Origin of the sequence: Actinoplanes sp. NPDC051411, assembly GCF_040682075.1 — a bacterium.
Classification (GTDB): Bacteria; Actinomycetota; Actinomycetes; order Mycobacteriales; family Micromonosporaceae; genus Actinoplanes.
On record NZ_JBFBAD010000006.1, the window covers coordinates 141,004 to 168,000 of the forward strand.

22 protein-coding genes and 1 pseudogene are annotated in these 26,997 nt (G+C 67.6%); 8 read left to right on the forward strand and 15 right to left on the reverse strand.

Annotation, left to right across the window (positions count from 1 at the left end; genetic code table 11):
• Window positions 1–401 precede the first annotated feature (401 nt).
• The 12 genes from AB0M88_RS05315 to AB0M88_RS05370 form a co-directional block, all read right to left on the reverse strand.
• Window positions 402–3,104 carry a hypothetical protein gene (locus AB0M88_RS05315; protein ID WP_364095659.1) on the reverse strand — a complete coding sequence of 901 codons (2,703 nt, stop codon included), beginning with the start codon at window positions 3,102–3,104 and terminating at the stop codon, window positions 402–404.
• Window positions 3,105–4,178: 1,074 nt separating this feature from the next.
• Entirely contained in the window at window positions 4,179–4,502 is a 324-nt protein-coding gene (locus AB0M88_RS05320; RefSeq protein ID WP_364095661.1) for a hypothetical protein, read from the reverse strand.
• Window positions 4,503–4,649, reverse strand: coding sequence for a zinc ribbon domain-containing protein (locus AB0M88_RS05325; protein WP_364095664.1), 147 nt, complete (start codon window positions 4,647–4,649; stop codon window positions 4,503–4,505).
• A 136-nt stretch (window positions 4,650–4,785) separates the two neighbouring features.
• Window positions 4,786–6,411: a nucleoside hydrolase-like domain-containing protein gene (locus tag AB0M88_RS05330; protein ID WP_364095667.1), complete on the reverse strand. Its 1,626-nt coding sequence runs from the start codon at window positions 6,409–6,411 to the stop codon at window positions 4,786–4,788.
• Window positions 6,408–7,391 carry a TIM barrel protein gene (locus AB0M88_RS05335; RefSeq protein ID WP_364095670.1) on the reverse strand — a complete coding sequence of 328 codons (984 nt, stop codon included), beginning with the start codon at window positions 7,389–7,391 and terminating at the stop codon, window positions 6,408–6,410. Before AB0M88_RS05335 ends, AB0M88_RS05330 begins: the two co-directional genes overlap by 4 nt.
• 1 nt (window position 7,392) lies before the next feature.
• A complete protein-coding gene (locus AB0M88_RS05340; protein ID WP_364095673.1) occupies window positions 7,393–8,772 on the reverse strand; it encodes an FGGY family carbohydrate kinase in 1,380 nt (459 codons plus the stop codon).
• On the reverse strand, window positions 8,765–9,727 hold the full coding sequence (locus AB0M88_RS05345; protein ID WP_364095676.1) for a transketolase C-terminal domain-containing protein: 963 nt from the start codon (window positions 9,725–9,727) through the stop codon (window positions 8,765–8,767). Before AB0M88_RS05345 ends, AB0M88_RS05340 begins: the two co-directional genes overlap by 8 nt.
• Window positions 9,724–10,605, reverse strand: a complete 882-nt coding sequence (locus AB0M88_RS05350) for a transketolase (protein WP_364095679.1) — start codon at window positions 10,603–10,605, stop codon at window positions 9,724–9,726. Before AB0M88_RS05350 ends, AB0M88_RS05345 begins: the two co-directional genes overlap by 4 nt.
• A 69-nt stretch (window positions 10,606–10,674) precedes the next feature.
• Entirely contained in the window at window positions 10,675–11,658 is a 984-nt protein-coding gene (locus tag AB0M88_RS05355) for a D-ribose ABC transporter substrate-binding protein (RefSeq protein WP_364095682.1), read from the reverse strand.
• 39 nt (window positions 11,659–11,697) lie between these two features.
• Window positions 11,698–12,783: an ABC transporter permease gene (locus AB0M88_RS05360; RefSeq protein WP_364095684.1), complete on the reverse strand. Its 1,086-nt coding sequence runs from the start codon at window positions 12,781–12,783 to the stop codon at window positions 11,698–11,700.
• A complete protein-coding gene (locus tag AB0M88_RS05365; protein ID WP_364095687.1) occupies window positions 12,783–14,297 on the reverse strand; it encodes a sugar ABC transporter ATP-binding protein in 1,515 nt (504 codons plus the stop codon). The genes AB0M88_RS05360 and AB0M88_RS05365 overlap by 1 nt, the downstream gene beginning before the upstream one ends.
• A complete protein-coding gene (locus AB0M88_RS05370) occupies window positions 14,294–14,935 on the reverse strand; it encodes a DUF2291 domain-containing protein (protein ID WP_364095690.1) in 642 nt (213 codons plus the stop codon). Before AB0M88_RS05370 ends, AB0M88_RS05365 begins: the two co-directional genes overlap by 4 nt.
• 392 nt (window positions 14,936–15,327) lie before the next feature.
• On the opposite strand from AB0M88_RS05370, the pseudogene AB0M88_RS05375 reads away from it, so the two are divergent.
• From AB0M88_RS05375 to AB0M88_RS05385, 3 genes and pseudogenes are all read left to right on the forward strand, one after another.
• Window positions 15,328–15,700, forward strand: a pseudogene (locus AB0M88_RS05375) (nucleoside hydrolase-like domain-containing protein); the annotation flags it as partial.
• A gap of 72 nt (window positions 15,701–15,772) precedes the next feature.
• On the forward strand, window positions 15,773–16,336 hold the full coding sequence (locus AB0M88_RS05380; RefSeq protein ID WP_364095693.1) for a nucleoside hydrolase-like domain-containing protein: 564 nt from the start codon (window positions 15,773–15,775) through the stop codon (window positions 16,334–16,336).
• A 94-nt stretch (window positions 16,337–16,430) separates the two neighbouring features.
• Window positions 16,431–17,432, forward strand: coding sequence for a sugar-binding transcriptional regulator (locus tag AB0M88_RS05385; protein WP_364095696.1), 1,002 nt, complete (start codon window positions 16,431–16,433; stop codon window positions 17,430–17,432).
• Here AB0M88_RS05385 and AB0M88_RS05390 read toward each other — a convergent pair.
• Window positions 17,378–18,412, reverse strand: a complete 1,035-nt coding sequence (locus tag AB0M88_RS05390) for a LacI family DNA-binding transcriptional regulator (protein WP_364095699.1) — start codon at window positions 18,410–18,412, stop codon at window positions 17,378–17,380. The two genes, AB0M88_RS05385 and AB0M88_RS05390, sit on opposite strands and share 55 nt — an antisense overlap.
• A gap of 276 nt (window positions 18,413–18,688) precedes the next feature.
• On the opposite strand from AB0M88_RS05390, the gene AB0M88_RS05395 reads away from it, so the two are divergent.
• The 5 genes from AB0M88_RS05395 (at window position 18,689) to AB0M88_RS05415 (ending at window position 24,466) form a co-directional block, all read left to right on the forward strand.
• Window positions 18,689–19,597, forward strand: coding sequence for a nucleoside hydrolase (locus AB0M88_RS05395; RefSeq protein WP_364095701.1), 909 nt, complete (start codon window positions 18,689–18,691; stop codon window positions 19,595–19,597).
• Window positions 19,594–20,895: an extracellular solute-binding protein gene (locus AB0M88_RS05400; protein WP_364095704.1), complete on the forward strand. Its 1,302-nt coding sequence runs from the start codon at window positions 19,594–19,596 to the stop codon at window positions 20,893–20,895. The genes AB0M88_RS05395 and AB0M88_RS05400 overlap by 4 nt, the downstream gene beginning before the upstream one ends.
• Window positions 20,896–20,903: 8 nt before the next feature.
• Window positions 20,904–21,815 carry a sugar ABC transporter permease gene (locus tag AB0M88_RS05405; protein WP_364095707.1) on the forward strand — a complete coding sequence of 304 codons (912 nt, stop codon included), beginning with the start codon at window positions 20,904–20,906 and terminating at the stop codon, window positions 21,813–21,815.
• Window positions 21,812–22,705 carry a carbohydrate ABC transporter permease gene (locus AB0M88_RS05410; RefSeq protein WP_364095709.1) on the forward strand — a complete coding sequence of 298 codons (894 nt, stop codon included), beginning with the start codon at window positions 21,812–21,814 and terminating at the stop codon, window positions 22,703–22,705. The genes AB0M88_RS05405 and AB0M88_RS05410 overlap by 4 nt, the downstream gene beginning before the upstream one ends.
• Before the next feature lie 222 nt (window positions 22,706–22,927).
• A complete protein-coding gene (locus AB0M88_RS05415) occupies window positions 22,928–24,466 on the forward strand; it encodes a DUF4038 domain-containing protein (RefSeq protein ID WP_364095712.1) in 1,539 nt (512 codons plus the stop codon).
• Here the strand turns inward: AB0M88_RS05415 and AB0M88_RS05420 are convergent.
• Window positions 24,451–25,182 (reverse strand): hypothetical protein, encoded by a 732-nt coding sequence (locus tag AB0M88_RS05420; RefSeq protein ID WP_364095715.1) that lies wholly within the window; start codon window positions 25,180–25,182, stop codon window positions 24,451–24,453. The genes AB0M88_RS05415 and AB0M88_RS05420 overlap by 16 nt on opposite strands.
• Entirely contained in the window at window positions 25,140–26,996 is a 1,857-nt protein-coding gene (locus AB0M88_RS05425; protein ID WP_364095718.1) for a sulfatase, read from the reverse strand. Before AB0M88_RS05425 ends, AB0M88_RS05420 begins: the two co-directional genes overlap by 43 nt.
• Between the last annotated feature and the right edge of the window lies 1 nt (window position 26,997).

Here is a 26,997-nt window from a genome sequence, read left to right on the forward strand (position 1 = left end):
GCAGCACCCGCACCGCTACGGATGACAGCGTGACGAGCCCGCCGACACAGCCGGCTCTGCTTGGCGAGCATGTAAGAGTCGACGACCTTCTCGCCGGTGTAACAAGGTGCTTCCGGCGACCGCTAACCATGCTGGCCTTGCGATGCTCTCAGCCCCGTGGGGCGCCGAACATGCCAGGCGACCCGTTGTTCAGCAGCCGCGGAAAGGGGGTACTGCCACCACCGGCCGTGCCTGTGACCGGTTTCGGTAGCCAGCCGCGACAACCAGACAGCGAAGGCGTGTTGCTAGTCCGCGAGCCCGAGCCCGGCCTGATGGCATGGCCGACAGGATGCTCCCCCTGCTGGTACAACGCGATGGCTTGCTCGAGTTCCTCGACCGCGATCTCACACGCGAGCCGCAGGTCAGGCATGAGGAGGTGGGGGCGGAGTGACGAGCCTTACCGGTGGGGCAGGCGGTTTCCCAGCCAGCAGTTGCTCAAGCTCGATGCGAGCGTCGGTCAGGTCGGTATCCCAACCGCGATCGATCGACAGATCGCCTTTGACCCGGATCAGCGGGACGAGGGCATCCAGCAGACCGTCGCGCTCGGCGTCCAGCAGCAGGGAGGCGGCGCGCAGCTGCTGGCCGGCCGGGCTGGCCGCCTCCACCGTGAGGTCTGGCGCCGGCTCGCACTGGTGATCGAACAATTCGGTGTCCGGGTAGACGTGCAAGCCGATGCTCTCGTTCACGCTGACGGGCGAGCCGTCCTCGCGGGCGATGACCACGTCGCGGCTTTCGCGAATACGTCGTCCGCGCAGGACGGAGACGACGGCGTGGAAGTTCAGGCAGGAGTGCCACAGCGAGCTGTGGCGCTCCCACGCGCCGAGCGGGTCGGCCACGTGCGGGAAGAGCGCGCGCACGCCAAGGTTGTCGCGGTTGAGCGTCAGCAGCAGAACGAGGTTGAGGCTGTAGGTGGCGGCGCGCTTGGGCACATTTAGCACCATCGGCCGGTACGTGGTGAATCCATCGTGGGGGCGGAGATCATGGGCAGTGCGCAGAGCCGCGACGAGCGTGTCGTAGGGGTCGACGGCCAGCCGGCCCCGGACGAACGCAAGCACCTCCTGATGTTCGGCCAGCACGAGTCCGAAAGACAGCAGCGCGTGCAGGAGGTCGTCAGTGTGTCCGGTCTCGGTGGCCAACGCGTGCAGCTCGGCCGCGATCATCCGCGCGGCCAGGTACTCGCCGAAGGTAGCGTGCAGAAACTCGAACGACCGCAGCTGCGACGGGCCTGTCCAGGCCCGGTTTTCGGCGACGAAGAAGAACCCGCCGATCGTCTCTTGTGCCGGGGTAGGGCCGCCGTCGATGGGCGACGCGACCCTGAGCGCGACGAGGTCGGCGTCTAAATCGGCCTCGGACACCGATTGGAGGCCGCGGTTGAGCATGGCCAACGCGGCGACAGACAGCCTCCCGAGGTCGTGTTCGACCTGCTCGGCCAGCGCTGCTCCGGCAAGCCGGGGATGCTCACGCCGCGCCTCCCGCTCGGCGAACGAGATCATCAGACGCTCGTAAAGCTCGGCGCCGCCGATACGCTCGTCGGCCCTGGTCAACTCGTTGGCCTGGGCGTCGTACAGCGCGAGCATGAGCAGCAGCAGGGGCTGCTCTGCTAGCTCTGGCTGGCGCAGGACCACGTCGCGGCTGAGCGGCTCCAAGGCGTGCTCGGCGAAGTACCGCCGGTTCGTGGTGTTCCACACCGTCAGCCACGCGCTCACCTGCTTCGGCGTGAACGGCTGCATGTGCAGCTCCTCTGCGCCGCCCGGGATCAGCAGGCGGTGGTGCACGCCTGTGCGCCCGGTGACGATCGTCGCGACCGGCCGGCCGAGATCGAGTTCTCGTAGCTGGAACTCGGCCACACGCATGAGGTAGTCGCTCTCCTGGTGCCCGGCAGCGGACATCATCTCGTCCAGTCCATCGAAGATGACGACCGGCCGTCGGCGGCCGGTCGAGCGCAGAAACTGCGGCCAGCTCACCTGTTCGCCGGTCGCCTGTCTGATGGCGTGCTCGATGTGTCCTTGCACGTCTGCGTCGAAGGGCACGTCTCTCAGTGACACCCGCACCGCGATCAGTTCATCCGTCTCGGCCAGGCGGGCCGCCAGGACTCGGGTCAGCATCGACTTCCCGGCTCCTGGCTGGCCGAGCACGACGAGCGGCGCCCGGTGTGCAGGCTGCCCGACAACCCTGCCGGTCAGGTATGTGACCAGGTCCGACCGGAGTACGGCACCGTCGAGGTAGAAGGCCAGCGGGTCGCCACCGTCGGTACGGAAGGCCGGCTCCATGTACGCCTGCCGCAGCGTCGGCAGGGTCAGGCCGCCCGGCACGTCGGGTCCGCCGAGGACCGGCCGGTCGAGCGCCGCGCGCTGGTGGCGGCTCAGCAGCGCCACTTCGGGCGACAGCACGGTCACCCGGTCAAGCGTCTGCGACCGCCCTTCCTGGTCCAGCCAGGCAGCGACCTCAGGGAATTCCGTAGTGAGTCGGATGATTTCCCCGCGGTAGCGGCGGACGGCAGCGCCCGGCAGGTCATCGCGCACCGCCCGGGCGATCGCGGCGCGGTCGGTCACGGCGAGTTTTTCCCAGGCCGCCAGTCCCTCGTAAAACGCAAGTACCCGCTCGGACAACGCCGCGTACCACGCCCGCAGCTCGATGTACTCCCGATCGGAGGGCACCGGAGCGAGAACCGACTCCAACACGGCCGACGCGGCCCGACCCTCTCGGGGAGATCGCCCGGCCGCGACGGTCCGCGACTCCTCCCGGCTGAGACCGAACTCGGCCGGCAGGATCTCGCCGAGCACCTCGAAGTATGCGGCGATCACGATCACCCTGTGCGCGGCGTCCAGGCGCGTCAGGCGTTCCGTGCCGCTCGCCCCCTGCCACCGACGAGGCAGGTGGCGGGCCACCTCGCGAGCGAGGCGGGCGAACTCGGCATGCGCGTCGAACCAGCCCACCACATCGGGAAACTCGACCAGCGACCCGAGCATCCCCGTCGCTGTGAGCTTGCCGAATGCGTCAGCCCAGCGTTCGGCGGGGCCGCGAAGCAGGGAGGCGGCGTCGGCGTAGCTAAGCGGCTTGACCACGCGGCCTCCTCGAGGAATCGGTTGGTCGGTCTCCAACGATTGTCACACCGGCCCTACGCAAAGGGCGATGCGCGTCCGTCAGCAGCAATCGGAAGCAGCCGCCGCACGATCAGTGTCATCGCTAAGCGCTCCACCGCGTGGGCACCCACCCCGCCGAAGCCCTCACGCCTGACTACCGATCTCGCGGCGAAGACCACTGCGGCGTCCGCAATGGCCGGCCGTTCCCGCGCCACCGCGAACCGGGCCCCCACGAACCCGACCTCGCCCGCGTTCTACTGGTGTCTGCAACCTCTCGCTCAAACCATCCAGCAAAGCATGACGAGGCGCTGGAAACGCCATCTACGGCCATCAGAATGCCGCGGAAACGACTGAAAGACACTCGATCGCTTTCGCAGAACTACTGCGAACCGCCGAGCAGATGCACGCCACACTCGAGCAGAATCGAGACCAAAAGGTTGAATAATTGGTTGCGAAGACCACCGAAGGCTCGCGCCAACCGCGCTTTTCGTCGACGCATTATCATCGGCTGATCCGGATGCCCGGGCGGGCGGAGTGGACCAAGCACATCTTCGAGGGGATGGCCCGCGACCGCCAGCATGCACATTTGTGCCGGTCCCGCTCTGCGGCAGAGCGTCACTGTCACGGTGTCTCAGTTGATTCCCGACTACTCGATCAAGGGAACTTGCTGTGCTCAACCTTTGGCCGCAGTTGAAGCTGGCACCTGCGTCCACGTCGAGCAGGTCACGGGCGAGGATGCCGCCCGAGTCTGCCCGAGCTGATCGAACTGATGCTCCCCGGCACCGCCGAGCCAGGCATACGAATTCCAGGACCAAGGCGTGCACAAGCGGGCAGAACGCTGCTAATTAGGGCCGGTCCGATGGGGGCACGTCACCACCGATCGTAGTCAATCACGGGACTCCTGCCAGCTCGGCCAGCGTCGTTCTAATTCGGTCACCCGTTCGAGACCCACTACCGATCTGGATAAGCATCAAGCAAATGCGGTAAGATCACTGCATGACACTCATGCAACTCATGAGTGACCAGGTATTGTGCCAAGATCCCCCTCCGGACACGTCAACCCCCACCAAAGTCATTCAGGTTTGCTGGATGGTTTTGGTGGGGGTTCTTCGGTGGCCGCCGCGGCTGCGGGATCGGCAGCAGGAACTGACCGCCGGGTTGTGCGGTCGGGGTCGGCTCGGATTCTGGTTCCGCGGCTCCGGTGTCCAGGGTGATGGCGACCGGTGTGCACACGATCGTGATGCCCCGCCCCCGCAGCTGACGAGCAAGTTCTCGGACGCTGATGCTGGCAGCATCGACGTCGATCAGGTGGGCCAGCTGGATCGTGGCCTGCTCGATCAGCCAATCCTGGCGCACGACCAACGTCCGGGGATGCTCCACCTAGACGTCGCTCGCGCTGGTTCGACCATGCCGGCACCGATACCGAGCCCGCCCGTGCGCCCGATGGCCCTCCGCTCGGCGGCCGCAGAGTCCGCAGATCACCAGACCGGTCAGCTGGTAGCGGTCAAGGTTCGCATCGTCCGGCACCGCGAGCGCGCTGATCTGCTGGGCCCGCAGAAAGCTGTCCTCGCTGACCAGCGCCGAGATGCGCGCCGGGCGCGGAGATCACCCACTGGTCCCGCGGGTTCCAGCCCCGCGTCGGCTTACACCCCGCCGGGCGTTCTCAGCAAACGTTGATCACGACTTGGCCGTACCTGGTGAGGCTGTGCCGGGCGTCGTCGGTGGCGGTCAGGTTGATGACGATTCGCTGGCCTGTCGTGGCGTCGACCGGAACCGTGACGCGGGCGGTCTGGTCGCTGCCGTGGCTCATCGCGCGAACGGCCGGAGCTGCGCTGGTCGTGCCGGCCTCTGTGTACGGTGCCCAGGTGCTGACGACGTGGTCGCCGTCAGGGTCGGTGACCTGCGCCCGTACGTCGACCACTTGGCCGGGCTTGGCGGTCAGGTCCTGCTTCGGGATCCGTACGGTCGGAGCATGGTTCGCCCGGCTGTACCGCGAAGTGGTTCCCCAGTCGGCGCGGGCGGCGAAGTCATCGTCCGCGTCGGCGACCCAGCGGTAGAGCGAGTAGGCCGGCTCGGCCACCCCGGTGACGGGGTTGACGTCGCCTTGAGGGGTGAACTGGTTGGGCGCGGTCGCTTTGCTGGCGAACCGGCCGCCCCAGCTGCCCAGAGTCGGGTCGTCGAGGAAGCGCAAGCCGTTGTCGATCAGGGCCAGGAATGCCGGGGTGTCGCCCTCGGAGAGGAAGTCGTAGCGTTCGAACGGGCCCAGGAAGTCGTACAGCCGCCAGGTGGCGAGGTCGTACTTGACGCCGGCCAGGCCCGGTTGCCAGCCCGGCGCTTCCGATTCGCCTTTGAGGTGTTGGCCGTCGCCGATCAGGTGATAGCCGTCGAGAAGCGGACCGTGGCCGAACTTGATGTTCGGTTTCCAGAATGTGTTCTTGTAGTAGGGCTTGAGGTTCTCGGGGATCGCGGCGGTGGTTTTCCCGCCGGTCCATGCGGTGAAGGAGAAGCCCCAGTTGTAGACCCTGATGTCCGGCCAGGCCCTGCCGATGTAGTCGGTGTAGGCGTTGTCTTGGTTGCCGATGGTGGCGATCACGGCTTTGTGAGCGACTTTGGCGCGGATGGCGGTCCACCGAGGTGAGCCTTGGTACTGGTCTTCGATCGACTTCAGGGCGCGGGCGATGGTGTTCTGGCCGCCCCATGCCTGTAGCCAGAGATCGCGCCGGTCGTTGTCGAGCAGGGCGGCCTTGATCAGGTTGGAGCCGGGAGTGTCGGACGAGAAGTCGTCTTCGAAGTCGACGTTGCCGACGGCGACCTTTGAGCGGAGCTCTTGTGCGGAGGGGTAGCGGGGATCGTGCTTGCGCAGGTTCGGGAGGATCTTGTCGTACTGGGTGATCTCCTGCTCGATCCACGGGTCGGGATTCCACCGCCAGATCTTGGCGTCGGCCGACTTCTCGGGGGTTCCCGCGGTCTCCCCGGCGAAGCTGGTGATGATGCCGGCGTCCTTGGCCTGGGTGAGGCTGTGTACGCCGTCGCCCTTCCAGTGATGCACCGACGAGGAGTAGACGAGTCCGGCGACGTCGATCTCGTCGGTGTAGTACAGGAAGCGCCTCATCGAGTTGGTGTCGTCGGCTTCGCCGTCGGTGGTCACGATGGTGCGAGGCAACGAGGCCCGGCTGTCGTGCGGGAAATGGCCGGAGCTGGCCTGAGACGTACCGGGCGCGGCGAGGACGGCGACGGCGAGGGCGGTGGCCGTGAACAATGCGGCAGCGCCGTGGCCGCGGGGCTTCACTCGGCTTCCCCGAACAGCGCGTTCTGCACGATGCGCTGGGTCGCCATTGCGTCCTGCCGCTCCTGTGCCTCGGCCAGCGCGGCTTCGTCGAGCCGGTCGAGGGCCCGGTGGATGCGCTTGAGGAAGGTGATGGAGGTACGGGCGGCGTCGACCGAGTCCTCGCGGAACGGGAACTGGTCGAGCTGCCAGACGCCGTCCCAGTTGTTCTTGCGCAGGACGTGGAAGAACTCGAAGATCTCGCTGGTGTGGACGGTGCCGACCACGAGGTCGTCGTCCCAGCCGCGCAGGTTGTCGTTGACGTCCATGCCGTAGAGGCGGCCGTGGTCGATGATCAGCTGGGCCGCGTCGGCCGGCGATTCACCGCCGTAGAGGCTGTGGCCGAAGTCGAGCAGGATGCCGACGTTGTCGAGGCCGATCTCCTGGATACCCAGCAGTGACCGGGCGGCCGAGTCCCACGTCATCTTGACCCGGGGCTCTCGCGGCTTGTACTCGATGGCGAACTTCAGGTCGGGGTGGGCGCCGGCCAGCTCGCGCATGCCATCGACGGCGAGTTTCCAGAGCGTGCGATGGTCGACCTGCCAGGGGTAGTCCCAGCCGTCCTGGCCCGGCCAGATCTTGACGTAGTTGGCGCCGAGTTCGCGGACGATCCCGGCTGCCTCGTGCATCAGGTCGAGCGCGGCCTTGCGGGCGCCCGGGTCGGGGTTGGTGAAGGCTCCGCGGCTGAACTTGCGCAGGTAGATCTCGGGCGTGATGCCGATCGCGGTCAGGTTCTGCGCGGCCAGGGCGTCTTTGACCTCGCTGAGCTGGACACCGGGTGTGAACGGGTAGTTGAGGTCGACCACCGACAGGTCTTCGACCTGACCGGCCAGCTCGATCGCCTCGAGCGTGGTGCGGGCCGGGCCGTAGCCGTCGGTGGCGTACCGGTCGACGTAGGTGGCGAAGTGCCAGAGGCCGGCGCCGAAGCGGGGATAGTCGGTCATGTCAGCTCCCATCGGTGGGCGTGCGGGCCCGGGCGACTGCTGCGCGCCACGCGGCGCGCAGCGGCGCCGGATCGCCGGGTTGTGGACGGAATTCGTCGTAGGACAGGGGTGGCGCGGGGAAGCCGGACGCCAGGAAGGCGGCGCCGAGGGCGGAGAGGTTGGCGGTGCGGGCGCGCTTGACGGGTACGCCGAGCAGGTCGGCCTGGATCTGCATGAGTACGTCGTTGCCGGTGGCCCCGCCGTCGGCCAGTACGGCCCCGACCGGTCCCATCGCGTCGACGACGTCGGCGACCTGGTGGGCGATCGACTCGATGGCGGCGCGGGCGAGCTGGGCCGGCTTGGTGCCCAGGGTGAGGCCGCTGATCAGGCCGACTGCGGTGTCGTCCCACCACGGCGCGGCCAGCCCACCGAAGCCCGGCACCAGATGCACACCGTCGCTGGAAGCCGTCGCGGCCATCTGCCCGATCCGCTCGGCGGTGACGCCGAGCAGATCGGCGAGCCAGGCGACCGTCGCGCCGCTCGACCGGATGTTGCCCTCGGCGGCCAGCCGGTCGTTCCACGCGACCGTGAGACAGACGGCGTCGCCGACGACCGCGCCGAGGCGCATGACGGAGGAACCGGTGCCGTACGTGACTTTGACGCCGTCCTCGGTCGACGTACCGTGCGCGTAGAGGGCGGCGTGCGAGTCCCCGAGTACCGCGGTGATCGGCAGACCGGCGAGGACGCCGCCGTGCTCGCCGATCCGGCCCAGCTCCCCGGCCGATGCGGTGATCGACGGCAGCGCGGACGTCGGGATCTCGAACAGGTCGAGCAGCTCGGCACTCCAGTCGCCGGCCCGCACGTCGACCAGCTGGGTGCGGGAGGCGTTGCCCACCTCGATCTGGTGACGGCCGGTCAGCGCGTACACGAGCCAGGAGTCGACGGTGCCGACGACAGCGTCCGGGGCGCGATCGAGCAGCCACCGCAGTTTGGCCGCGCTGAACATCGGGTCGAGCGGAAGGCCGCTGATCGCGCGTACCCGGTCGGCCTCCCCCTTCTCCCGCAACCCGTCGCAGTAGGCGCGGGTCCGCTGGTCCTGCCAGCCCAGCACCGGCCCGGCCGGAAGGCCGGTGTGCCGGTCCCAGACCATCGCCGACTCGCGCTGGGTGCTGAAGCCAACCGCAGTCACCGCGCCGCGGGGCACGCCGTCGAGACACGCTGCCGCGGCAGTACGGACGCTGTCAAGGATCTCCCCCGCGTCCTGCTCGACCCAGCCCGGCCGGGGATAGCGGATCGGTACCGGCGTGCTCGCCTCTCGCACGACCGCCCCGGACTCGTCGACCAGCAGGCACTTGGTCGACGAGGTGCCTTGGTCGACGGCGAGGACGAGGCGATCAGGCATCGTCGCGGACCAGCCCGATCGCGGCCCGCCGGATGTCGCCGGCAGTGAGGCCGAAGTGTTCGAGCAGGAAGGCGGTGCTGCCGGTCGGTGCGAACTCGCGGGGCACGCCGAGGATCCGCATCGGCACCGGCGTCCGTTCGGCGACGACGACGGCGGCCACCGCGGCGCCCAGGCCGCCGGTCGTGGTGGCTTCCTCCGCCGTGACGATCGCCCCGGTCTCCCGCATCGCCTCGCGGATCGCCTCCTCGTCGAGCGGTGCGATCGTCGACATGTTCAGCACCCGCACCGAGACGCCGTGGCCGGTGGCTTCCTCGGCGGCTTGCAGGGCGCGGGAGACCATGGTGCCGGTGGCGACCACGGTGACGTCGGAGCCGTCGCGCAGGCGGGTGGCGGAGCCGAAGGTGAAGGGGCGGTCGCCGGTGACCGCGGGGACCTTGAACCGGCCTACCCGCAGGAAGACCGGGGTCTGGGCGGCCGCCGCCCAGCGCACCGCCTCGCGCGTCTCCTGCGGGTCGGCGGGCACGACGATGCCGAGTCCGGCGATCGCCCGTAGCCAGGACAGGTCCTCGATCGAGTGGTGGGTGGGCCCGAGCTCGCCGTACGCCATGCCGGGGCTCATCCCGCAGAGGACGACCGGCGACTGCGAGTACGCGACGTCGGCCTTGATCTGCTCGAGCGCCCGCCCGGTCAGGAACGGGGACGCGCCGCACACGAACGGCACGTACCCGCTGAGCGCGAGGCCGGCGCCGACGCCGACCATGTCCTGCTCGGCGATGCCGACGTTGATCAGCCGGTCGGGGAACTGTTTCTGGAAGGCGACGAGGTTGCTGGAGCCGACCGAGTCGTTGCAGACCGCGACGATCCGCTCGTCGGAGTGCGCGAGCGCGATGAGCTCCTCGGCGAAGGCGACCCGGCAGTCGAAGGTCTCCGGGGATGAGACGACCGGGGCGCTCATCGGGCCAGCTCCGCGGTCGCCGCGGTGATCTGCTCGGGCGAGGGCACCTTGTGGTGCCACTCGACGCGGTCCTCCATGAACGAGACGCCTCGTCCCTTGATCGTGTTGGCGATGACGCAGGTCGGGCGGTCGCCGCGCGGCGCCGTGAACGCGTCCAGCAACTCCAGGTGATCATGCCCGTCGACGACACGCACGTCCCAGCCGAAAGCCCGGAACTTGTCGTCCAGCGGGTCCAGGGTGTTGGTCTCCTCGGTGCGGGCGCCCTGCTGCAGGCGGTTGCGGTCGACGACCGCGGTGAGGTTGGCCAGGCCGCGGTGCCCGGCGGTCATGGCGGCCTCCCAGTTGCTGCCCTCTTGCAGTTCGCCGTCGCCGAGGACCACGTACACGCGGCGTTCCGAGCGGGCGAGCCGCGCGGCGACCGCCATGCCGACCGCGACCGGCAGCCCGTGGCCGAGCGGCCCGGTATTGGTCTCGACACCGGGGACCTTGACCCGGTTGGGGTGACCGTTGAGCGCCGACAGCGGCGCGGCGAAGGTCTCGAGCTCGGCCGAGGCGAAGAATCCGGCCGCCGCCAGGGTCGTGTACAGCGCCCCGGCGGTGTGGCCCTTGCTCAGGACGAACCGGTCGCGGTCCGGCCAGTCGGGCTTCTCCGGGTCGACCCGCAGGACCGCGAAGAACAGCGTGGTGAGGATGTCGAGGACGGACAGGTCACCGCCCACGTGGCCCAGACCGGCCCGGCCGATCATGCCCAGGTCGACGGTGCGGGACCGGTTGGCCCGCTCCCGCAGCAGCTCGCGGCGTCGATCCGGCGCGGCGTCGGCGATCTCCTGGCGGAGATGACGCCACGAGGCGGCGGTACGGGGGTCGGCGACCAGCATCGGGTTCCTTTCATTGAATCAGTTGTTTCTGTACGGGCGGGCCGGCCGGAACCGGCCCACCCGGTCGGGTCAGGAGCTCGCGACCGCGAAGTTCGAGACCTGCTTGGCGTTGTCGGCGTTGACCAGCACGCAGTCCACCGACTGCTTCTCCGGCTGCGACGCCTTGCCGCCGGCCTTGATGTACGCGTCGGCCTGATCGACCGCCATCTCGGAAATCTTGCTGGCCGGCTGCAGGACGGTCGCCTTGATGCCGCCCTTGAGGATCGAGCTGACGACGTCGGGGCTGCCGTCGAAGCCGGTGACGATGATGTTCTTGTGGCTGCTGGCCTGCACCGCCGCGTACGCCCCGAGCGCCATCGTGTCGTTGCCGGCGATGATGCCCTTGATGTCGGGGTGTGCCTGCAGGATCGTCTGGGTCTTGCTGAGCGCCTCGGCCTGGTCCCAGTTCGCGCTCTGCTGGGCGACCATCTTCAGGTCCGGGAACTGGTCGAGGATGCCGTGGTAGCCCTGCGACCGCACACCGGCGTTGGTGTCGGTGGCCTTGCCGGTGAGCTCGGCGTAGCTGCCCTTGTTGCCCATCAGCTTGGCGAATTCCTGGCCTCCGAGGCCAGCGCCCTGAGCGTTGTTGGAGACGATCTGGGCGACTGCGATGCCGGTCTTGTTGATCTCACGATCGATCAGGAAGGTCGGGATCTTGGCGTCCTTGGCCCGCTGGATGGCGGCCTCGGACGAGTCGGCGCCCGCGTTGTCGAGGATGATCGCGGCCGCCTTGCGCGAGATCGCGGTGTCGATCTCCTGGCTCTGCTTGGTCGGGTCGTCGTCGTGGCTGAGCACCAGCGTGGTGTAGCCGAGCTTTTTAGCCTCGGCCGACGAGGCGTCCTGCTCGGCCTTGAAGAACACGTTGTCCGGCGACGGCGTGATGATCACGATGAGCTTGGAGGCGGCGGCCGTTCCGGAGTCGCCTGACGTCTTGGACGAGGAGTCGTTGCTGCCGCAGGCGGACAGGGCCACGACGGTGGCGGCCCCGACGGCTATCAGGCTTCGTTTGAACATAGGGGGACTTCCTTTCGAGATCGACGAGCAGGAGAAGCGTCAGGCGGTGCGCTTGGCGAGGCCGGACTGCAGGCGCTGCTGCGCCTGTTCGGTGATGACCGCCAGGACGATCACGGCGCCCTTCACCACGGACTGCCAGAAGGTGGAGACGCCGACCAGGACCAGGCCGTCGCTGAGGAAGCCGATGACGAAGGCGCCCATGACGGTGCCGATGATGGTGCCGCGGCCACCGCTGAGCGCGGTGCCGCCGAGCACCGCGGCGGCGATCGCGTTCAGCTCGTAAGTGGTGGCGGTGTCCGGGTAGGCGGCGCCGAGCTCGGAGGTGAGCAGCAGACCGGCGAGTGCGGCGCAGGCACCGGAGATGACGTACACCGCGATCTTGACCCGATTGACCCGGATGCCGGACAGGACCGCGGCGCGCTCGTTGCCGCCGACCGCGAAGATGCGCCGCCCGAACGGGGTCTTGGTGGTGACCACGATGGCCGCGACCGCGACCGCGATCATGATCCAGACGGCGACCGGGATGCCGAGCAGGCTGTCGACGCCGATGAAGTGGAACCCGGTGTTGCCCCGGGCCGAGGAGCCGGCCAGGTCGGGGTAGGTGCCGCCGTTGCTGTGCAGCTGGGCGAGCCCGCGGGCGACGTACAGCATGCCGAGCGTGGCGATGAACGGCGCGACCTTGAACCGGGTCACCAGCAGGCCGTTGACGGCGCCGACCAGCGCACCGACCACGATCCCGATCAGGATCACCACGGCGACCGAGAAGAACAGCGTGCCGCCGGGCACTTGCAGCCCCTTGAAGAGCAGGCCGCCGGCGACCATGCTGGCCAGTCCGGCGATCGAGCCGACCGACAGGTCGATGCCGCCGGTGAGGATCACGAAGGTGACCCCGATAGCGAGGATCGCGTTGATGGCCACGTGCTTGGTCATCAGGATCAGGTTGCTCTGGGTCAGATACTCCGACGAGATCGCGCTGAAGAAGATGATGAGAAGAACGAGTACGACCAGGGTCCGCCCGCGCAGCAGCAGGAGCGCGGCTTTGGCGAGAGCCGGGTTGCGCCCCGGCCCACCGGGCTCGGGCGCCGCCGCGGACTGCTGGGGAGCGGCGACGTGCGTGTCGGTCATCAGGAGGCCTCCAGGACGCGGTCGGATGCGGAGGCGGTGACGAGGGCCTCCTCGGTGACGTTCTCGGCGGTGAACTCGGCGGTGATGCGGCCGCGGGCCATGACCAGGACCCGGTCGGCCATGGCGATGACCTCGGCCAGCTCGGAGGAGATGAACAGCACCCCGAAGCCCTGTGCGGCCAGGTCGGCCATCAACGCGGCGATCTGCGACTTCGCGCCGACGTCGACGCCGCGTGTGGGCTCGTCGAGCAGCAGCACGACCGGCTCGGTCAGCAACGCCCGGGCGAGCACCACCTTCTGCTGGTTACCGCCGGAAAGCGCGGTGACCGTCGCCGACAGGCCTGGGATCTTGATGGCCAGGTCCTTGACCTTGTCGGCCGCGGTGCGTTGCTCGGCGCCGCCGGAAAGCAGGCCCCCGCGGGTCAGCCGGGACACGATGGCGAGCACGATGTTGTCCCGCACCGACATGGTCTGCACGAGCCCGTCGCGCTGCCGGTCCTCCGGGACAAGCGCCAGGCCGGCTGCCATCCGCGCCTGAACTGTGCCGTCGGGCTCGAGCTCGCCCTTGACGTGGACCTCGCCGGCGGCGGCCTTGCGCATGCCCATCAGGCACTCGACGAGCTCGGTGCGGCCGGCTCCCATCAGGCCATAGATGCCGACCACCTCGCCGGCCCGCACCTGCAGCGAGGCGTCGTGGACGGGCACGCTTCCCGGGACGCTCAGATTTCGTACGTCCAGAAGGACGTCGCCGACCTCGGAGCTGTTACGCACATAGAGGGAGTCGGGGTCGCGGCCGACCATCTGCCGGACGATCCACCCGGTGTCGGTGCGGCTCATCGACTCGTGGGCGACCAGATTGCCGTCGCGGAAGACGGTGACCCAGTCCCCGATGCGGCGAAACTCGTCCAGCTTGTGCGAGATGTAGATGACCGTGACGTCCTGCGCGCGCAGGTCGGCCATCACCTCGAACAGCACGTCGACCTCGTGGTTGGACAGCGCCGAGGTGGGCTCGTCCATGATGAGCACCCGGACGTCCTCGAGCAGCGCCCGGCCGATCTCGACCAGCTGCTGTTGTCCGATCGGCAGGTCGCCCACCGAGCGGTTCGGATCGAGCCGGCCCTGGCCGAGCCGTTCGAGAACCTCGCGGGTCCGGCGGCGCTGCTGCGCGGTGTCGACGAAGCGACCGCCCTTGCGCAGCTCGCGGCCGGCGAACATGTTCTCGGCGATCGACAGGTTCGGGAACAGGCTGAGTTCCTGGTGGATGATTCCGATGCCGCGGGCCTGCGCCTCGCGCGGGCTCGACAGGGTCACCGGTTCCCCGTCGAGCAGGATCTCGCCGCTGGTGGGCTGCTCCGAACCGGAGAGGATCTTCATCAGCGTGGACTTGCCGGCGCCGTTCTCCCCGACCAGGACGTTGACCTTGCCCCGGTAGGCGGTGAACGTGACGTCCTTGAGTGCGCGTACGCCGCCGTAGTTCTTGCTGACGTTGCGGGCTTCCAAGATCTCCGCGGTCATGGCGCCACCGTCAGCTCGGTCGGGACGACGAAGACGCTGCCGGGTGCCAGCGCGGAGAAGGCACCGTAGAAGTCGACCTTCTTGCCTTTGAGGCTCTTGAGGTCGATCTTGGCGATCACCTCGGTCTTCACCTTGGCGTTGATCTGGTTGGCGACGTCGGCGTAGTCGATCTGGTTGGTGAAGTCACCGAAGGAGATGAAGCCGACCGCGTCGCGGATCGCGGTGCCGGCGATGACCGGGCCGGTCGCGATGGTGACCTTCGTTCTGCCCACCTGGACGGTCACCGGGCCGGTGGGGACCGAGGTGTCGACGTCGGTCACCGTGCCGGTTCCCTTGACCATGTACGCGTACGGGCTGCCCGTCCCCGCCTGGTGGCCGTACTGCTTACCGGCGGCCGCCGGGTCCTTGGCGATCGCCGCGGCCACCGTGGTCACCTCGACGGCCTTCGCGTGCACGGTCGGCACGATCTTGGTCGACCAGTTGTCAGCCACATAGGTCTTCGGGTCGGTCGCACCCGGCTCGGCCGCCGCGGCCTGACCGTTCTTCTCGTACACATAGACGCCCGGCACCTTGGAGCAGGCTGCGATCAGCGTTGCCGCGAGGAGGAGGGCTGCCGCCCGACGTGCGAACACCATCATCAGAATATCCATTCACAGGCGATTGGTCATGCAGTCACTGTGAACGGTCGGTGTCGTTGTTGTCAACGGGTTGGCGTCCTTGACTGTCAGATGCCTGAGTGTTTACCGTCGTCGCACGGTAAACATGCAAGTACGAATATATATTCGCCTTCTGCGCTCGGTCGTCACCTCCTCTCGTAGCAATCCGGCCACGGCCTGCACTCCACAGGCCGATTCGATGCTGCCCTAGTCCCGGAAGGAAATACGATGCAATTCCGGACAATCCGCCGCGCGTTACTCGGTGCCGCGCTGGCCGTCGTCATGTCGGTGGTCGCCGCCACCCGGCTGACGCTCACGCAAGCCGCAACGACCAGCCGCGCATCATCGTGTCGCAGGACGGCGAGGTGGACGACATGGACTCGTTCATCCGCTTCCTGTACTACTCCAACGAGTTCGACATCCAAGGCATCATCTACTCGAGCTCCCAGTTCCACTACGCCGGCAACGGCACCGACGTCGCGCCGTTCCGCTGGACCGGCACCCAGTGGCTCTCCCACTACATCGACCTGTACTCGAAGATCTACCCCAACCTGCGCCAGCACGCGAACGGCTACCCCTCGCCCGCGAGGCTGCGCTCGCTGTACAAGATCGGGAACGTCGACAACGTCAGCGAGATGGACCACGACACCGCCGGTTCCGACTGGATCAAGAAGGTCATCCTCGACGACGATCCCCGCCCGCTCTATATCCAGTCCTGGGGCGGCCTGAACACCACCGCCCGCGCACTGAAGTCCATCCAGGACCGGTATCAGGGCAGCGGGAGATGGCCGGCGATCCAGCAGAAGATCAGCCTACGCGGTGCACGACTTCATCTCGGAGGGCGACTCCCCCTCCTTCCTTTACCTGCTCAACTTCAACGGCCTGCGCTCGGCCGAGAACCCGACCTACGGCGGCTGGGGCGGCCGGTTCACCCCCAACGCCACCGGCTGGATCGACACCACCGACGTCAATCCGGACACCGGCGCCGCCGACCGGGCGTACCCGCAGACCCGCTGGGTCGCCGACCTGCAGAACGACTTCGCCGCCCGCGCACAATGGGGAGTCACCCCCCGCTACCGCGACGCCAACCACAACCCCACAGCTTCCGTACGGGAGGGCCTGAACCTGCGAGCGAAGGCGGCCCAGGCCGTCACCCTGCACGGGCGCGGCTGGGACCCGGACGGCAACCAGCTCACCTACCGCTGGTGGGAGTACACCTACGCCGGAACCGTGGCCATGACCAGCACGACCACACCGACCACGTCGTTCAGGATCCCCACCGACGCGAAGCCCGGCGACACCATCCACCTGATCCTGGAAGTCACCGACAACGGCACGCCCCCGCTCAAGCACTATCAGCGAGTCATCCTCACCGTGAAGTAGCCCGCTGGAGGGGCGGTCCGGACCGGCCGTCCCTCCGTACCAGTGGTTGAATGGATATTCTTCCTGGTGGCGACTAACGCACGGGAGGACCTCAGTGAGCAACAGTTATGTGGCGGAGATCGCCAGCGACCAGATCCGGCTGCTCACCAAGGTCGCCCGCATGTACCACGAGCGGGGCATGCGCCAGCCGCAGATCGCCGAGCAGCTGCACATCTCCCAGCCCCGCGTCTCCCGCCTGCTCAAGCGGGCGGTCGAGCTCGGCATCGTCCGCACCACCGTGATTGCGCCGCGTGGCGTCTACGCCGAGCTCGAGGAGGAGATCGAGCAGGCCTACGGGCTGACCGAGGTGATCGTCGCCGACACCGACGACCACGCGGATGAGGCCGACATCATGCGTGCGCTGGGTGCGGCGGCGGCGGTCTATCTGGAGACCACCCTGATGGGCGGCGAACGCATCGGCGTCTCCTCCTGGAGCTCGACGATTCTGGCCACGGTCGAGGCGATGCATCCGCGGCCGACGCCGGTCGCGGAGCAGGTCGTGCAGATGATCGGCGGGGTCGGCAACGTGACCGCGCAGACTCAGGCGACCAGGATCACCGGCCGGCTGGCCGCGTTGACCGGCGCCGAAGCGCTCTATCTGCCCGCGCCCGGGCTGCTCGCCTCGGCCGACATGCGGCAGATGTTCGTCGCCGACCCCAACATCGAGCCGGTGCTGCGCGCCTGTGACGACCTCACCATGGCGTTGGTCGGCATCGGCAGCATCGAGCCGTCACCACTACTGCGCGAGAGCGGCAACGCGGTCGCCGAGACCGAGCTGCCAGCTCTGAGCGCGGCCGGCGCGGTCGGCGACGTGTGCATCCGCTTCTTCGACCAGGCCGGCACACACATCGACTCGGCCTTCGACGACCGGGTGCTCGGCATCAGCGCCGACACGCTGCGGGCGATCCCCCGCCGGGTCGCAGTCGCCGGCGGCGCCCGCAAGACCACCGCGATCCGGGCCGCCCTGCTCGGCGGCTGGGTCAACACCCTGATCACCGATCTTCAGGTTGCCCGCAGCCTAGTCGCCGGCCCGGTCGACTCGCGCGGCACGAGGTAGGGGTGGATCACCTGCCGCGCGACGCGTTCGCCGGTCGCGACCCGTTCGGTCAGCATGCGGAAGCCGATCCGGCCGAGCTCGACGAAGTCCATCCACACCGAGGTCAGCGGCGGCGCGAAATGGCGTGCGTCGGGCATGTCGTCCACTCCCGCGATCGAGTAGTCGGCCGGCGCGGCCATACCGCGGCTGCGTAGCGCGTTCATGAAGCCCAGGGCCATCTGATCGTTGCCACTGAACACGGCGGAGAATTCGTGGACGTCGACGCTGAGGCCGACGTCGTAACCGGACTGAGCGGACCAGTCTCCGCGCCGGACCGGAAGGGGCGGGGCGCCCGCTTCGGCCATGGCCTGCCGGTAGCCGCGTTCGCGCTCGTGCGCCTCGTTGAACTGCTCAGGCCCGGCGACGTGCAGGATGCGCCGGTGCCCGAGCTCGATCAAGTGTCTGGTCGCCAGGAGTCCGGCCTCGTAGGAGTCCACCGTCGCCGAGTCCGCGTTGGGCCAGGCCCGTCCGGAAAGGATGACGACCGGCACCGTCTCCCAGACCCGCTCCAGGGTGTCCTCGATGCCCAGGTGGGGCGTGGAGACGAGGATGCCGTCGACCCGGGCCGAGAGGAACCGGTTGAGCGCCTCGTGGATCTCCTGGGTGGTGCTCGCGTCGCTCGGGTCGAACTCGACCCAGCTCGTGAACAGTGCGTAGCCGGCGTCGTGGGCCGCCTCGTTCAGGCCCTGAATGACCGACCAGGTGCCGTAGACCGACGGACCGGTGGTGAGGACCCCGATGGTCCGGGTCGCGTTCACCCTCAAGTTTCTCGCCGACCCGTTGAACTGATAGTTGAGCTGGGCGATCGCGAACTCGATCCGCCGGCGCGTCTCGGCGCCGACATACCCCTTGCCGGTGAAGTACCGCGAGACGGTCTGCGCCGATACGCCGGCCAGGCGACCGACGTCCACCATCTTGGGCCGCGCTCCGGTCTCTGACATGCGACCCCTCTTCCGTCCTGAACGCATGAGTAACGCAGGCCAACTTGAGTACTTCTCGTTACCAAGGTGTTACATGCAAGTCTCTGTTCATCCACCCATGTTATCGATAACCTCTCGCGTAGGTTATCGATAACACACTCGGTGATTTGTCGCTCCCCATCAGCGGCCGGCCGGGTCCACGATCTAGACCTTGGCCGACGTGCAGCCAACCGATGAATAGATATGCATTCGCGCATGGCCATCACCTACGCGAGTCTGATCAGTTGAGGAGTGCTGATGTCCGCTGTTGCCCGGCGTCGGGTCATCATCGATACCGACGCGAAGAACGAGGCGGACGATCAGTTCGCCGTCGTGCACGCCCTCCTCTCGCCGACGTTGGACGTCCGAGGACTCGTCGCGGCGCACTTCGGTGACCGTCGCAGCGACCGCAGCATGGCGGAGTCCCGCGAGGAGATCGACCTTCTCCTGCGCTATCTCGACCTCGGCTCCGATGTCGTCGTGGCCAACGGAGCGGCTCTAGCGATCACCGATGAGTCGACACCCCGAGACAGCCCCGGCGCTCGACTGATCATCGACGAGAGCAAGCTCGCGTCCGGAGGCGACAAGCTCTATGTCGCGTTCCTCGGGCCGTTGACCGACATGGCGTCGGCCATCCTGCTCGACCCCGAGATCGTCCACCGCGACGTCGTGGTGATCTGGATCGGCGGCGTCGGCTACGGGGACGTCGCCCTGGCGTCCCCGGGCCTGGAGTTCAACCTGGGCAACGACGTCGCCGCCGCCAACGTGGTCTTCGGCTCGGGAATGACGGTCTGGCAGGTGCCCTCCAACGTCTACTCCCAGGTCTCGGTGGGCTACGCCGAGCTCGAGGAGAAGATCGGCGGCACGTCACCGCTCGCCGATTACCTGATCCGGCAGCTGATCGAGTGGAACGCCACCCACCACCCCGAACCGATCGAGTCCCGATCGCTGGGCGACTCGCCCGCCATCTCACTGATGCTCTACCCCCGTGGCGCCCAGTTCCGCATCGTGCCGGCTGCGCGCTTCGGGCCGGACGGTCACTACCTGCCGGGCACCGGCAACCCCATCCGGGTCGTCGAGCATGTCGACGTCCGGTTCCTTCTCGAGGACATGTTCGCCAAGATCCGCCGCTTCGGCGGGAAACAGCCGACCAAGGAGACGAGATGACCGACTACTCCCTCAGCCGACGCCGATTCTTCACCCTGGGCGGCGGAGCCGCTCTCGCCGCCGGGCTGGCCGCCTGCACCGGCACCAGCTCGAATACCACCTCGACCGGCGGCTCCGGCAACGGCTCGAAGACGTTGCGGCTGTTCACCTACGAAGACAACTCGACCATCGATCTGGTCAAGGCCACGGTCAAGCAGTTCGACACCCAGAACGGCACGACCACCACGGTCGACTCGCTGCCCGGCTCCGGTGCCGCGGTCTATCCCGACAAGCTGCGCACCGAGCTGCTCGGCGGCAGCGGTCCGGACGTCTGGCGGATCTGGGGCGGCCAGATCGGCGCGCCGTTCGTCAAGGCCAAGCAGGCCATGGACCTGAGCCGGTACTACCAGAAGTACGGCTGGGACTCCAAGATCAGCCCGGCCGCGATCCAGGGCATGACCTTCGACGGCGTCAAGAGCGGGGTGCCGTACATCAACTCCGGCATCGGCATCTGGTACAGCAAGGCCGCGTTCACCAAGGCCGGGATCGCCGCTCCGCCCACGTCGTACGCGGAGCTCGAGGAGGCCAACGCCAAGCTGGTGAAGGCCGGCATCACCCCGGCTGGCCTGGGGGGCAAATACGGGTGGGACATCATGCGCCTGTTCGAGTACCTGCTGGAGACCAGCGCCGGCCCCGACCTGCACGACAAGCTGCTCACCGGGGCCGAGAACTGGAACCGGCCCGAGGTCGTCACCGCGTTCACCAACTTCAAGAAGTGGCAGGACCAGAAGTGGCTGCCGGACGGCGCGGTCGGCCTCGACCCGGCCGACGTGGAGCTCTGGTACGTGCAGGGCAAGGCCGCCTACACGCTCACCGGACAATGGACCGAGGCGCAGGGCATCCAGGCCGGCAACAAGAAGTCCGCCGACTTCGGCGTCTTCGCCGCGCCCACCGGGCAGAATCCGGTGCGGCACTCCGGCTTCGTCGAGGGCTACATGATCAACGCGAAGGCTGGCAACCCCGACATGGCGGCGGCGCTGATCGACTTCCTGGTCAAGCCAGAGAGCCAGAAGGCCATGAAGGTGACCTCCTCCGTCATCGCTGGCGCGGAACCCGACCAGGCCACGCTGCCGCTGTCGTACGCATGGTCGCAGGGACCCGGCAAGCAGCCGTTCTACACCATCCAGGACCAGGCCTTGCCCAAGAAGCAAGCCGACCAGTACTTCGCGATCCAGAGCGACGTGCTGCAGGGCAAGACGTCGCCGGCCGACGCGGCCAAGAAGATGCAGGACGTCATCAAGGCCTGGAACAAGAGCTGAGCCGCGCGATGAGCACAGCGAGCCGCGCGGCCCTACGCCCCCGCAAAGCCCGGCACGGCGGCCCGATGGCCTGGGTCTTCGCCCTACCGGCACTCATCGTCTACATCGTGTTCCTGGTCTACCCGGCGTTGTCGTCACTGTGGTTCAGCTTCACCAACTGGGACGGGCTCAGCGCCGCCTACCAGGTGGTCGGCCTCGAAAACTACAAGAACATGGTCAGCGACCCGGTCGTCCGGCAAGCCGCCGTCAACAACCTGATCTGGGCCGTGGTCACCGTCGCGCTACCCGTCGTACTCGGCCTGGCCCTGGCCGTGGTGCTCAACGGCAAGGTGCGCGGCAGGCCCGTCCTGCGGCTGATCTTCTACACCCCGGCGGTGCTCCCACTGGTGTCGGTGGCCTCGATCTGGGGCTGGCTCTACAACCCGCAGTACGGCGCAATCAACGCCGCCCTGCGTGCCATCGGCCTGAACAGCCTGGCCCAGCCATGGCTCGGGCAGAACTCGACCGCATTGGGCGCCACCATGGTGGCCGCGATCTGGCTGCGCATCGGCTTCCCGATGCTGCTCTACCTGGCCGCGCTACAAAGCATCAGCCCCGACCTGTACGAGGCGGCAACCGTCGACGGTGCAAGCCGATGGCAGCAGTTCTGGCACATCACGATGCCCGGCCTCAAAGCGGCGCACTACGTCGTCATCGCGCTGTCCGTGATCGATTCATTCAAGGTCTTCGACCTGATTTACGCCATGACGTACGGCGGCCCCGGCACCGCCACCCAGGTCATCGGCACCTGGATGTACTTCAACGTCTTCCAGTACAACCAGGCCGGCTACGGCACCGCCATCGCGGTGGTGATCACCGTGGTGGCCATCCTGGTCAGCATCCCCTATGTCCGTTCCCAGACGAAGGAGCATGCGGTATGACCTCCGTCGTTCCCACCGCCGCGCTGCCCGCGGCGACGATTGCCGGGACCGCCCCGACCGGCCGCAGCAAGCGCAAGGGCGGCATCGGCACCACCGTGGTGATGACCCTGGTCGCCCTGCTGTGGATCTCCCCGCTGGTGCTGCTCGTCGTCACCGCCTTCCGACCGCTGGCCGACTTCGTCTCGCACGGCCCGCTGTCGTGGCCGGCCACCTTCACGTGGAAGAACTTCGCCGACGCCTGGGACATCGGCAACTTCGCCACCACCTACCGCAACAGCGCGCTACTGCTGATCATGAAAGTGCCCGTCGGCGTCTTCATCTCCGCCATGCTCGCCTACGCCCTGGCGAAGCTGCGCATCCGGTTCGGCGCCGCCATCATGTACACCGTCTTCCTCGGCCTGACCATCCCGATCTACATCACGATCGTCCCGGTCTTCGTGATGGCCCGCAGCCTCGGCATCACCGACAACCTGCTCGGACTCGTCGGCCCCTACCTGGCCTTCGGCATCCCGTTCGAAGTGCTGGTCCTGCAATCGTTCTTCCGGCAACTGCCGGACGAGATCATCGAGGCCGCCAAGATCGACGGCGCCGGACCGTGGCGGATCTTCCTCACCATCGTGCTGCCGCTCTCGGCGCCGGCCCTGGTCACGGTCCTGATCCTCGACGCCGTCGCGACCTGGAACGAGTTCCTGTTCGCGCTGATCCTGCTCAACTCCGACGCGCACAAGACCATCCCGGTCGGCCTCCTCAACTTTCAGGGGCAATTCTCCAACAACAGCACCGGACTGGCCGCCGGCATCCTCATCGCCGTCGTGCCCATCCTTATCGCGTACACCTTCCTGCAGCGCTGGATCGTCGGCGGCCTCACCGCCGGCGCCTCGAAGGGCTGAGCGATGCTGACCGCTGATCACATCACCATGCCGGTGTTCGCGCGGCTGCGCGCGCACGCCGGTCGAGCCGAGCAGATCGCGCACATTGCCGTGGCCTCATCCTCAGCGTGGGGCCTGTCCCCGGCGCTCTCCACCGGTCGCGGGCTTCCTCCTCGACCACGACGGCATGGCGCCGAGCGGCGTCGTTGAAGCCGCCCCGCGACCTTATAAGGGCCTCCTGATATGAAGATCCGTGCGTGGCGGGAAGCCGAGTTCACGCTGACCGCCGAGACCGCCGTTCCCGACCCGTACACCTCGATTGAGGTGTGGGCGGAATTCACTCACACCGACGGGATGGTCCTGCGCCGGCCGGCGTTCTACGACGGCGGCCGGACCTGGCGCGTCCGCTTCGCCTCCCCGACCGGCCACGGCACCTGGCGCTGGCGCACCGTCGCCAATGTGCCCGATCCGGGTCTGCACGCAGTGTCCGGCCGCATCGACAGCGCGCCCGCCGAGGGCACCGGTCCCTTCCATCGGCACGGGTTCTGGCGCATGTCCCCCGGTGGCCGCAGCCTCGTGCACGCCGACGACACGCCGGCACTGCTCGTCGCCGACACCGCGTGGGCGCTGCCGTGGCGGGCGACCGAGGAAGAGGTCCGCGTCTACGCCCGAGACCGCGCGGCCAAGGGTTTCAACGCCGTCCTGCTCATGTCCGTACAACCCGACATGCACGCTATCGGGCCACGCGACCGCCGAGCCGACGAAGGCTTCGACATCGGTTTCGAGGACCTGCCCGTCGGCCGGCTCAACGACCTGAATCCCGGCTACTTCCAGTACCTCGACCGGCTGCTCGGCATCCTCGCCGAACACGGCCTGGTGCCCGTCCTGCAACCGGTCTTCCAAGGCTTCGGATGGAAAGGCCTCGATGTCGCCGGCACCGTCGTCCCGCCCGACGAATACGCCCGCTACTGCCGCTACCTCGTCGCCCGCTACGGCGCCCGCCCCGCCATCTACCTAGTCGGGGCAGACGGATCCGGCGACGAACCCCAGATCGAGGCCGGCGGCCGCGAGGTTCACGCCTGGGACTGCTACCAACAACCCACCGGCATCCACTACCGCCCCCACGCCCGCGCCAACGCCCACCAGGGCGCCGACTGGCTGGACTTCCAGTGGTGCCAGACCGGCCACGGCGGCGAACACGTGCCCGAACGGGTCGCCGACATGTGGCGGGAGCGGCCCGTCAAGGCCGTCGCCAACGGCGAGCCGTCCTACGAGCAGACCAGAACAGCCGACCTCGCCGCAGGCTGGTGGCAAGGACACGAGGCCTGGAGCAACCTCTGCGCCGGCGGCACCATGGGCGTCGTCTACGGCGCCGCCAACATCTGGCAATGGGTACGGCGCGCCGGCGAACCCGGCCACGCCGTGTACTTCCTCGCGCCCGAAGGCGACTGGCAGACGGCCCTCGCCTACGAGGGCTCGACCTACATCGGCATGATCGGCAAAATTCTCGACGGGCTACCCATCACCGATATGGAGCCGGACTGGGAGACCTTCATCAATCCCCGTGGCCTCCGAGTGCCGAGCAAGCTGCACATCGCCTACCAGGATCGCGGCCAGCTGCTGCGCATGATGCACGACAACGGCACTCCCCCGGCATACCGCATCGTCGACCCGGCCACCGGCCTGGTCACTGCGCGTGGACAGCTCAACCCCGGCAACGTCATCCCGGAAGACCCGGAACGGCGCCCACGCGTCGTCATCTTCACTCACTTCGACGACTGAGCCGCCGCGCCGTACTCGATGACCTGGTAGTAGCCGAGATATTCCAGCAACGGCGCTTGGGACCGCACGCTACGCGCGTAGAGATACAGCGATGCCGCGTCGCGCCCGTATCGCGCTGCCGGTAACCGCGGCGGGCGGCTGCTGATGGCTTCCTGGTCGTATTCGGACTTCATTACGTCATCGGCGACGCTGCGGTGAAGTGTGCCGGCCAGGCCGTAACTACGGTCAAGCTCGATGAACACCGCGGCCGACAGATCCTCGAGCAACGTGCGTGCCTCGTCATGACCGCACGTCGGCACTCCGTGGATGATCAACGTCGCTCCGCCGCTGCTCGATGAGCCGTGCAACGCTCTGATCTCGGCCGGTGCCCGGGAGCGCAGTTCAACGGTCAACCCTCCCGTGCCGCCGGCGAGGGTGAGGCTGCTCGGCCCTGGTGCGGGGCCGAGCTTGAACGTCAGGCGCAGTCCGGCCGCATGGTCACCGATCGGCTCGTCCTTCTCCGGCGGCCCGACGACCGCGCCGGGAATCCGGCTCAAGCTGGTTCCCCGAAGGGTGATCTCCGCGAGGATCCGTTGTTCGTCGGGATCGAGGATCGCCTCGTAGCCCTGCAGGGCCGTCCAGCGCTCGAACGGGAACTTCAGCAGGACGTCGGCTTCATCGCCACCGTTGAGGCTTACGCCGCGGGAACGCTGCCCGGACGGGAGAAAGATGTGCATCCCGTACGAGCCCTCGCCCTGGCCCGTCGCCGGATTTGTGAACTGTGTCCACCACGCCTCAAGACCCGCCGCCACAGCACGATCGGCAACCCTCGCCAGCCGTGCGTCACGTCCGGACACCGATCCGCCGCTGCGGGCCCCGCGTCGGGACCGCCTTGTTCGTCGCCCATACTGCCAAACATCGCATTGCATCGATGTCCGAAGTCTCGGTGAGAGGGCTCCAACCGGGGAAGCGCTCGCAGATTGCAGTCACCTTCTGCGCCGGACAAGTCGGGCCCGATGAGGCTTGGTCGCGCGCTCACCCCTCGCTGATGGGTCTTTCTCGTGAGTGGCCTGTGACGCTGACACCATGGCCGAACCGAGCTGGCAGGAGCTGCGTGACGGCGGTCAGCGGTCCCCCTGGCCGCGAAGCCAGCCACGGATCTCGGCGATGACCTACTTGTCCGGCTCGCCGAACTCCGCGCGAACTTCGGGGTGACACTCATATTGTGCGCCAGGCCCGGACGGCGCCCGGCCATGAACCCGTTCGTCGTAGCCGAGGACGACCGGGTTCGAGCGACCGCTATGCCGGTGTCGCATGGACCAGTCCTTCCGAGGCCGTCGTTGTAGAAGTAGATGATTTTGTGGCTGTCGGTGCGGTAGCCGTAGTGCGCGGGCGCCTTGTGGAAGACATCGTCGTGTTCCCAGTAGCGGTAGTACATGCCCGGGCGCGGGTCGGCGGTGCCGGCCAGCAGATCGGGGAAGAAGCTGGCGCCCTGCATCCGCGGGTGGTGCTCGACGCCGGCGGCGTCGAGGATGGTCTGCGCGAGATCCACATTGGTCACGATGGCGTCGAAGGCCTTCCCGGCGGCGAGCCGGCGCGGATAGCTCAGCATCAGGGGCATGCGCAGCGACTCCTCGTACATGAAACGTTTGTCGAACCAGCCGTGGTCGCCGAGAAAGAAGCCTTGGTCGGAGGCGTACATCAGGAGCGTGTCGTCGAAGTCGCCGCGCTCGCGCAGCCAGTCGATGACCCGGCCGACGTTGTCGTCCACGGAGGCGACACAGGCGAGGCAGTCCTCCATGAAACGCTGATACTTCCAGAGCGCCAGCTCTTCGTACGTGAGGTTCTCGGGCGGTGTCTGCTTCAGATTTTCGCTGTTGAGGTTCTCGACCATGCGCATGGCGGCCCGGCGCGCCGAGGAGGACCGCGTTTCGTAGTTGTCGTCGAACGTCTTGGGAAGGGGAATGGGATCGCGGTACATGTCCGCGTGTTTCTCGTCGGGCAGCCACGGGCGGTGTGGTGACTTGTGGTAGATCAGGACGCACCACGGGTCGTCGCCGGGAAGACTCTCGACCCAGTTGAGGGCCATGTCGGTGATCAGGTCGGTGGTGTATCCGGGTACCTGGCGTAGCCCTTCCTCGGACAGGAAGTTCGGGTTGAAGTATTCGCCCTGTTCGATGAGGACATCCCAGTAGTCGAATCCCTGCGGGTTGTGTCCGTCGCCGTCGCCCATGTGCCACTTGCCGATCATCGCTGTGCGGTATCCGGCTGCCTTCAGCTGGCTGATGAAGGTCGGCTGGGTCGCGTCGATCGGCGTGACCAGCGTGGTCACGCCGTTGATGTGGCTGTACGTGCCGGTCAGGATCGAGGCGCGGCTGGGCGAACACAGCGAGTTGATGGCGAAGCAGTTGTCGAACCGCCACCCTTCCGTGCCGATCTCGTCGATCCGGGGCGTGCGGTCGACCACTGATCCGTAGGCGCTGATCGCGTGTGACGCGTGGTCGTCCGTGAGGATCATGACGATGTTCGGCCGACGGTGGGTTGTGGTCATC

Bases quoted from the DNA above. Each gene is read 5' to 3' on its own strand.
- AB0M88_RS05335 (WP_364095670.1), bottom strand. From the start codon at position 7,391: ATGACCGACTATCCCCGCTTCGGCGCCGGCCTCTGGCACTTCGCCACC.
- AB0M88_RS05340 (WP_364095673.1), bottom strand. From the start codon at position 8,772: ATGCCTGATCGCCTCGTCCTCGCCGTCGACCAAGGCACCTCGTCGACC.
- AB0M88_RS05345 (WP_364095676.1), bottom strand. From the start codon at position 9,727: ATGAGCGCCCCGGTCGTCTCATCCCCGGAGACCTTCGACTGCCGGGTC.
- AB0M88_RS05350 (WP_364095679.1), bottom strand. From the start codon at position 10,605: ATGCTGGTCGCCGACCCCCGTACCGCCGCCTCGTGGCGTCATCTCCGC.
- AB0M88_RS05355 (WP_364095682.1), bottom strand. From the start codon at position 11,658: ATGTTCAAACGAAGCCTGATAGCCGTCGGGGCCGCCACCGTCGTGGCC.
- AB0M88_RS05360 (WP_364095684.1), bottom strand. From the start codon at position 12,783: ATGACCGACACGCACGTCGCCGCTCCCCAGCAGTCCGCGGCGGCGCCC.
- AB0M88_RS05365 (WP_364095687.1), bottom strand. From the start codon at position 14,297: ATGACCGCGGAGATCTTGGAAGCCCGCAACGTCAGCAAGAACTACGGC.
- AB0M88_RS05370 (WP_364095690.1), bottom strand. From the start codon at position 14,935: ATGATGGTGTTCGCACGTCGGGCGGCAGCCCTCCTCCTCGCGGCAACG.
- AB0M88_RS05390 (WP_364095699.1), bottom strand. From the start codon at position 18,412: ATGTCAGAGACCGGAGCGCGGCCCAAGATGGTGGACGTCGGTCGCCTG.
- AB0M88_RS05395 (WP_364095701.1), top strand. From the start codon at position 18,689: ATGTCCGCTGTTGCCCGGCGTCGGGTCATCATCGATACCGACGCGAAG.
- AB0M88_RS05400 (WP_364095704.1), top strand. From the start codon at position 19,594: ATGACCGACTACTCCCTCAGCCGACGCCGATTCTTCACCCTGGGCGGC.
- AB0M88_RS05405 (WP_364095707.1), top strand. From the start codon at position 20,904: ATGAGCACAGCGAGCCGCGCGGCCCTACGCCCCCGCAAAGCCCGGCAC.
- AB0M88_RS05410 (WP_364095709.1), top strand. From the start codon at position 21,812: ATGACCTCCGTCGTTCCCACCGCCGCGCTGCCCGCGGCGACGATTGCC.
- AB0M88_RS05415 (WP_364095712.1), top strand. From the start codon at position 22,928: ATGAAGATCCGTGCGTGGCGGGAAGCCGAGTTCACGCTGACCGCCGAG.
- AB0M88_RS05420 (WP_364095715.1), bottom strand. From the start codon at position 25,182: ATGCACATCTTTCTCCCGTCCGGGCAGCGTTCCCGCGGCGTAAGCCTC.
- AB0M88_RS05425 (WP_364095718.1), bottom strand. From the start codon at position 26,996: ATGACCACAACCCACCGTCGGCCGAACATCGTCATGATCCTCACGGAC.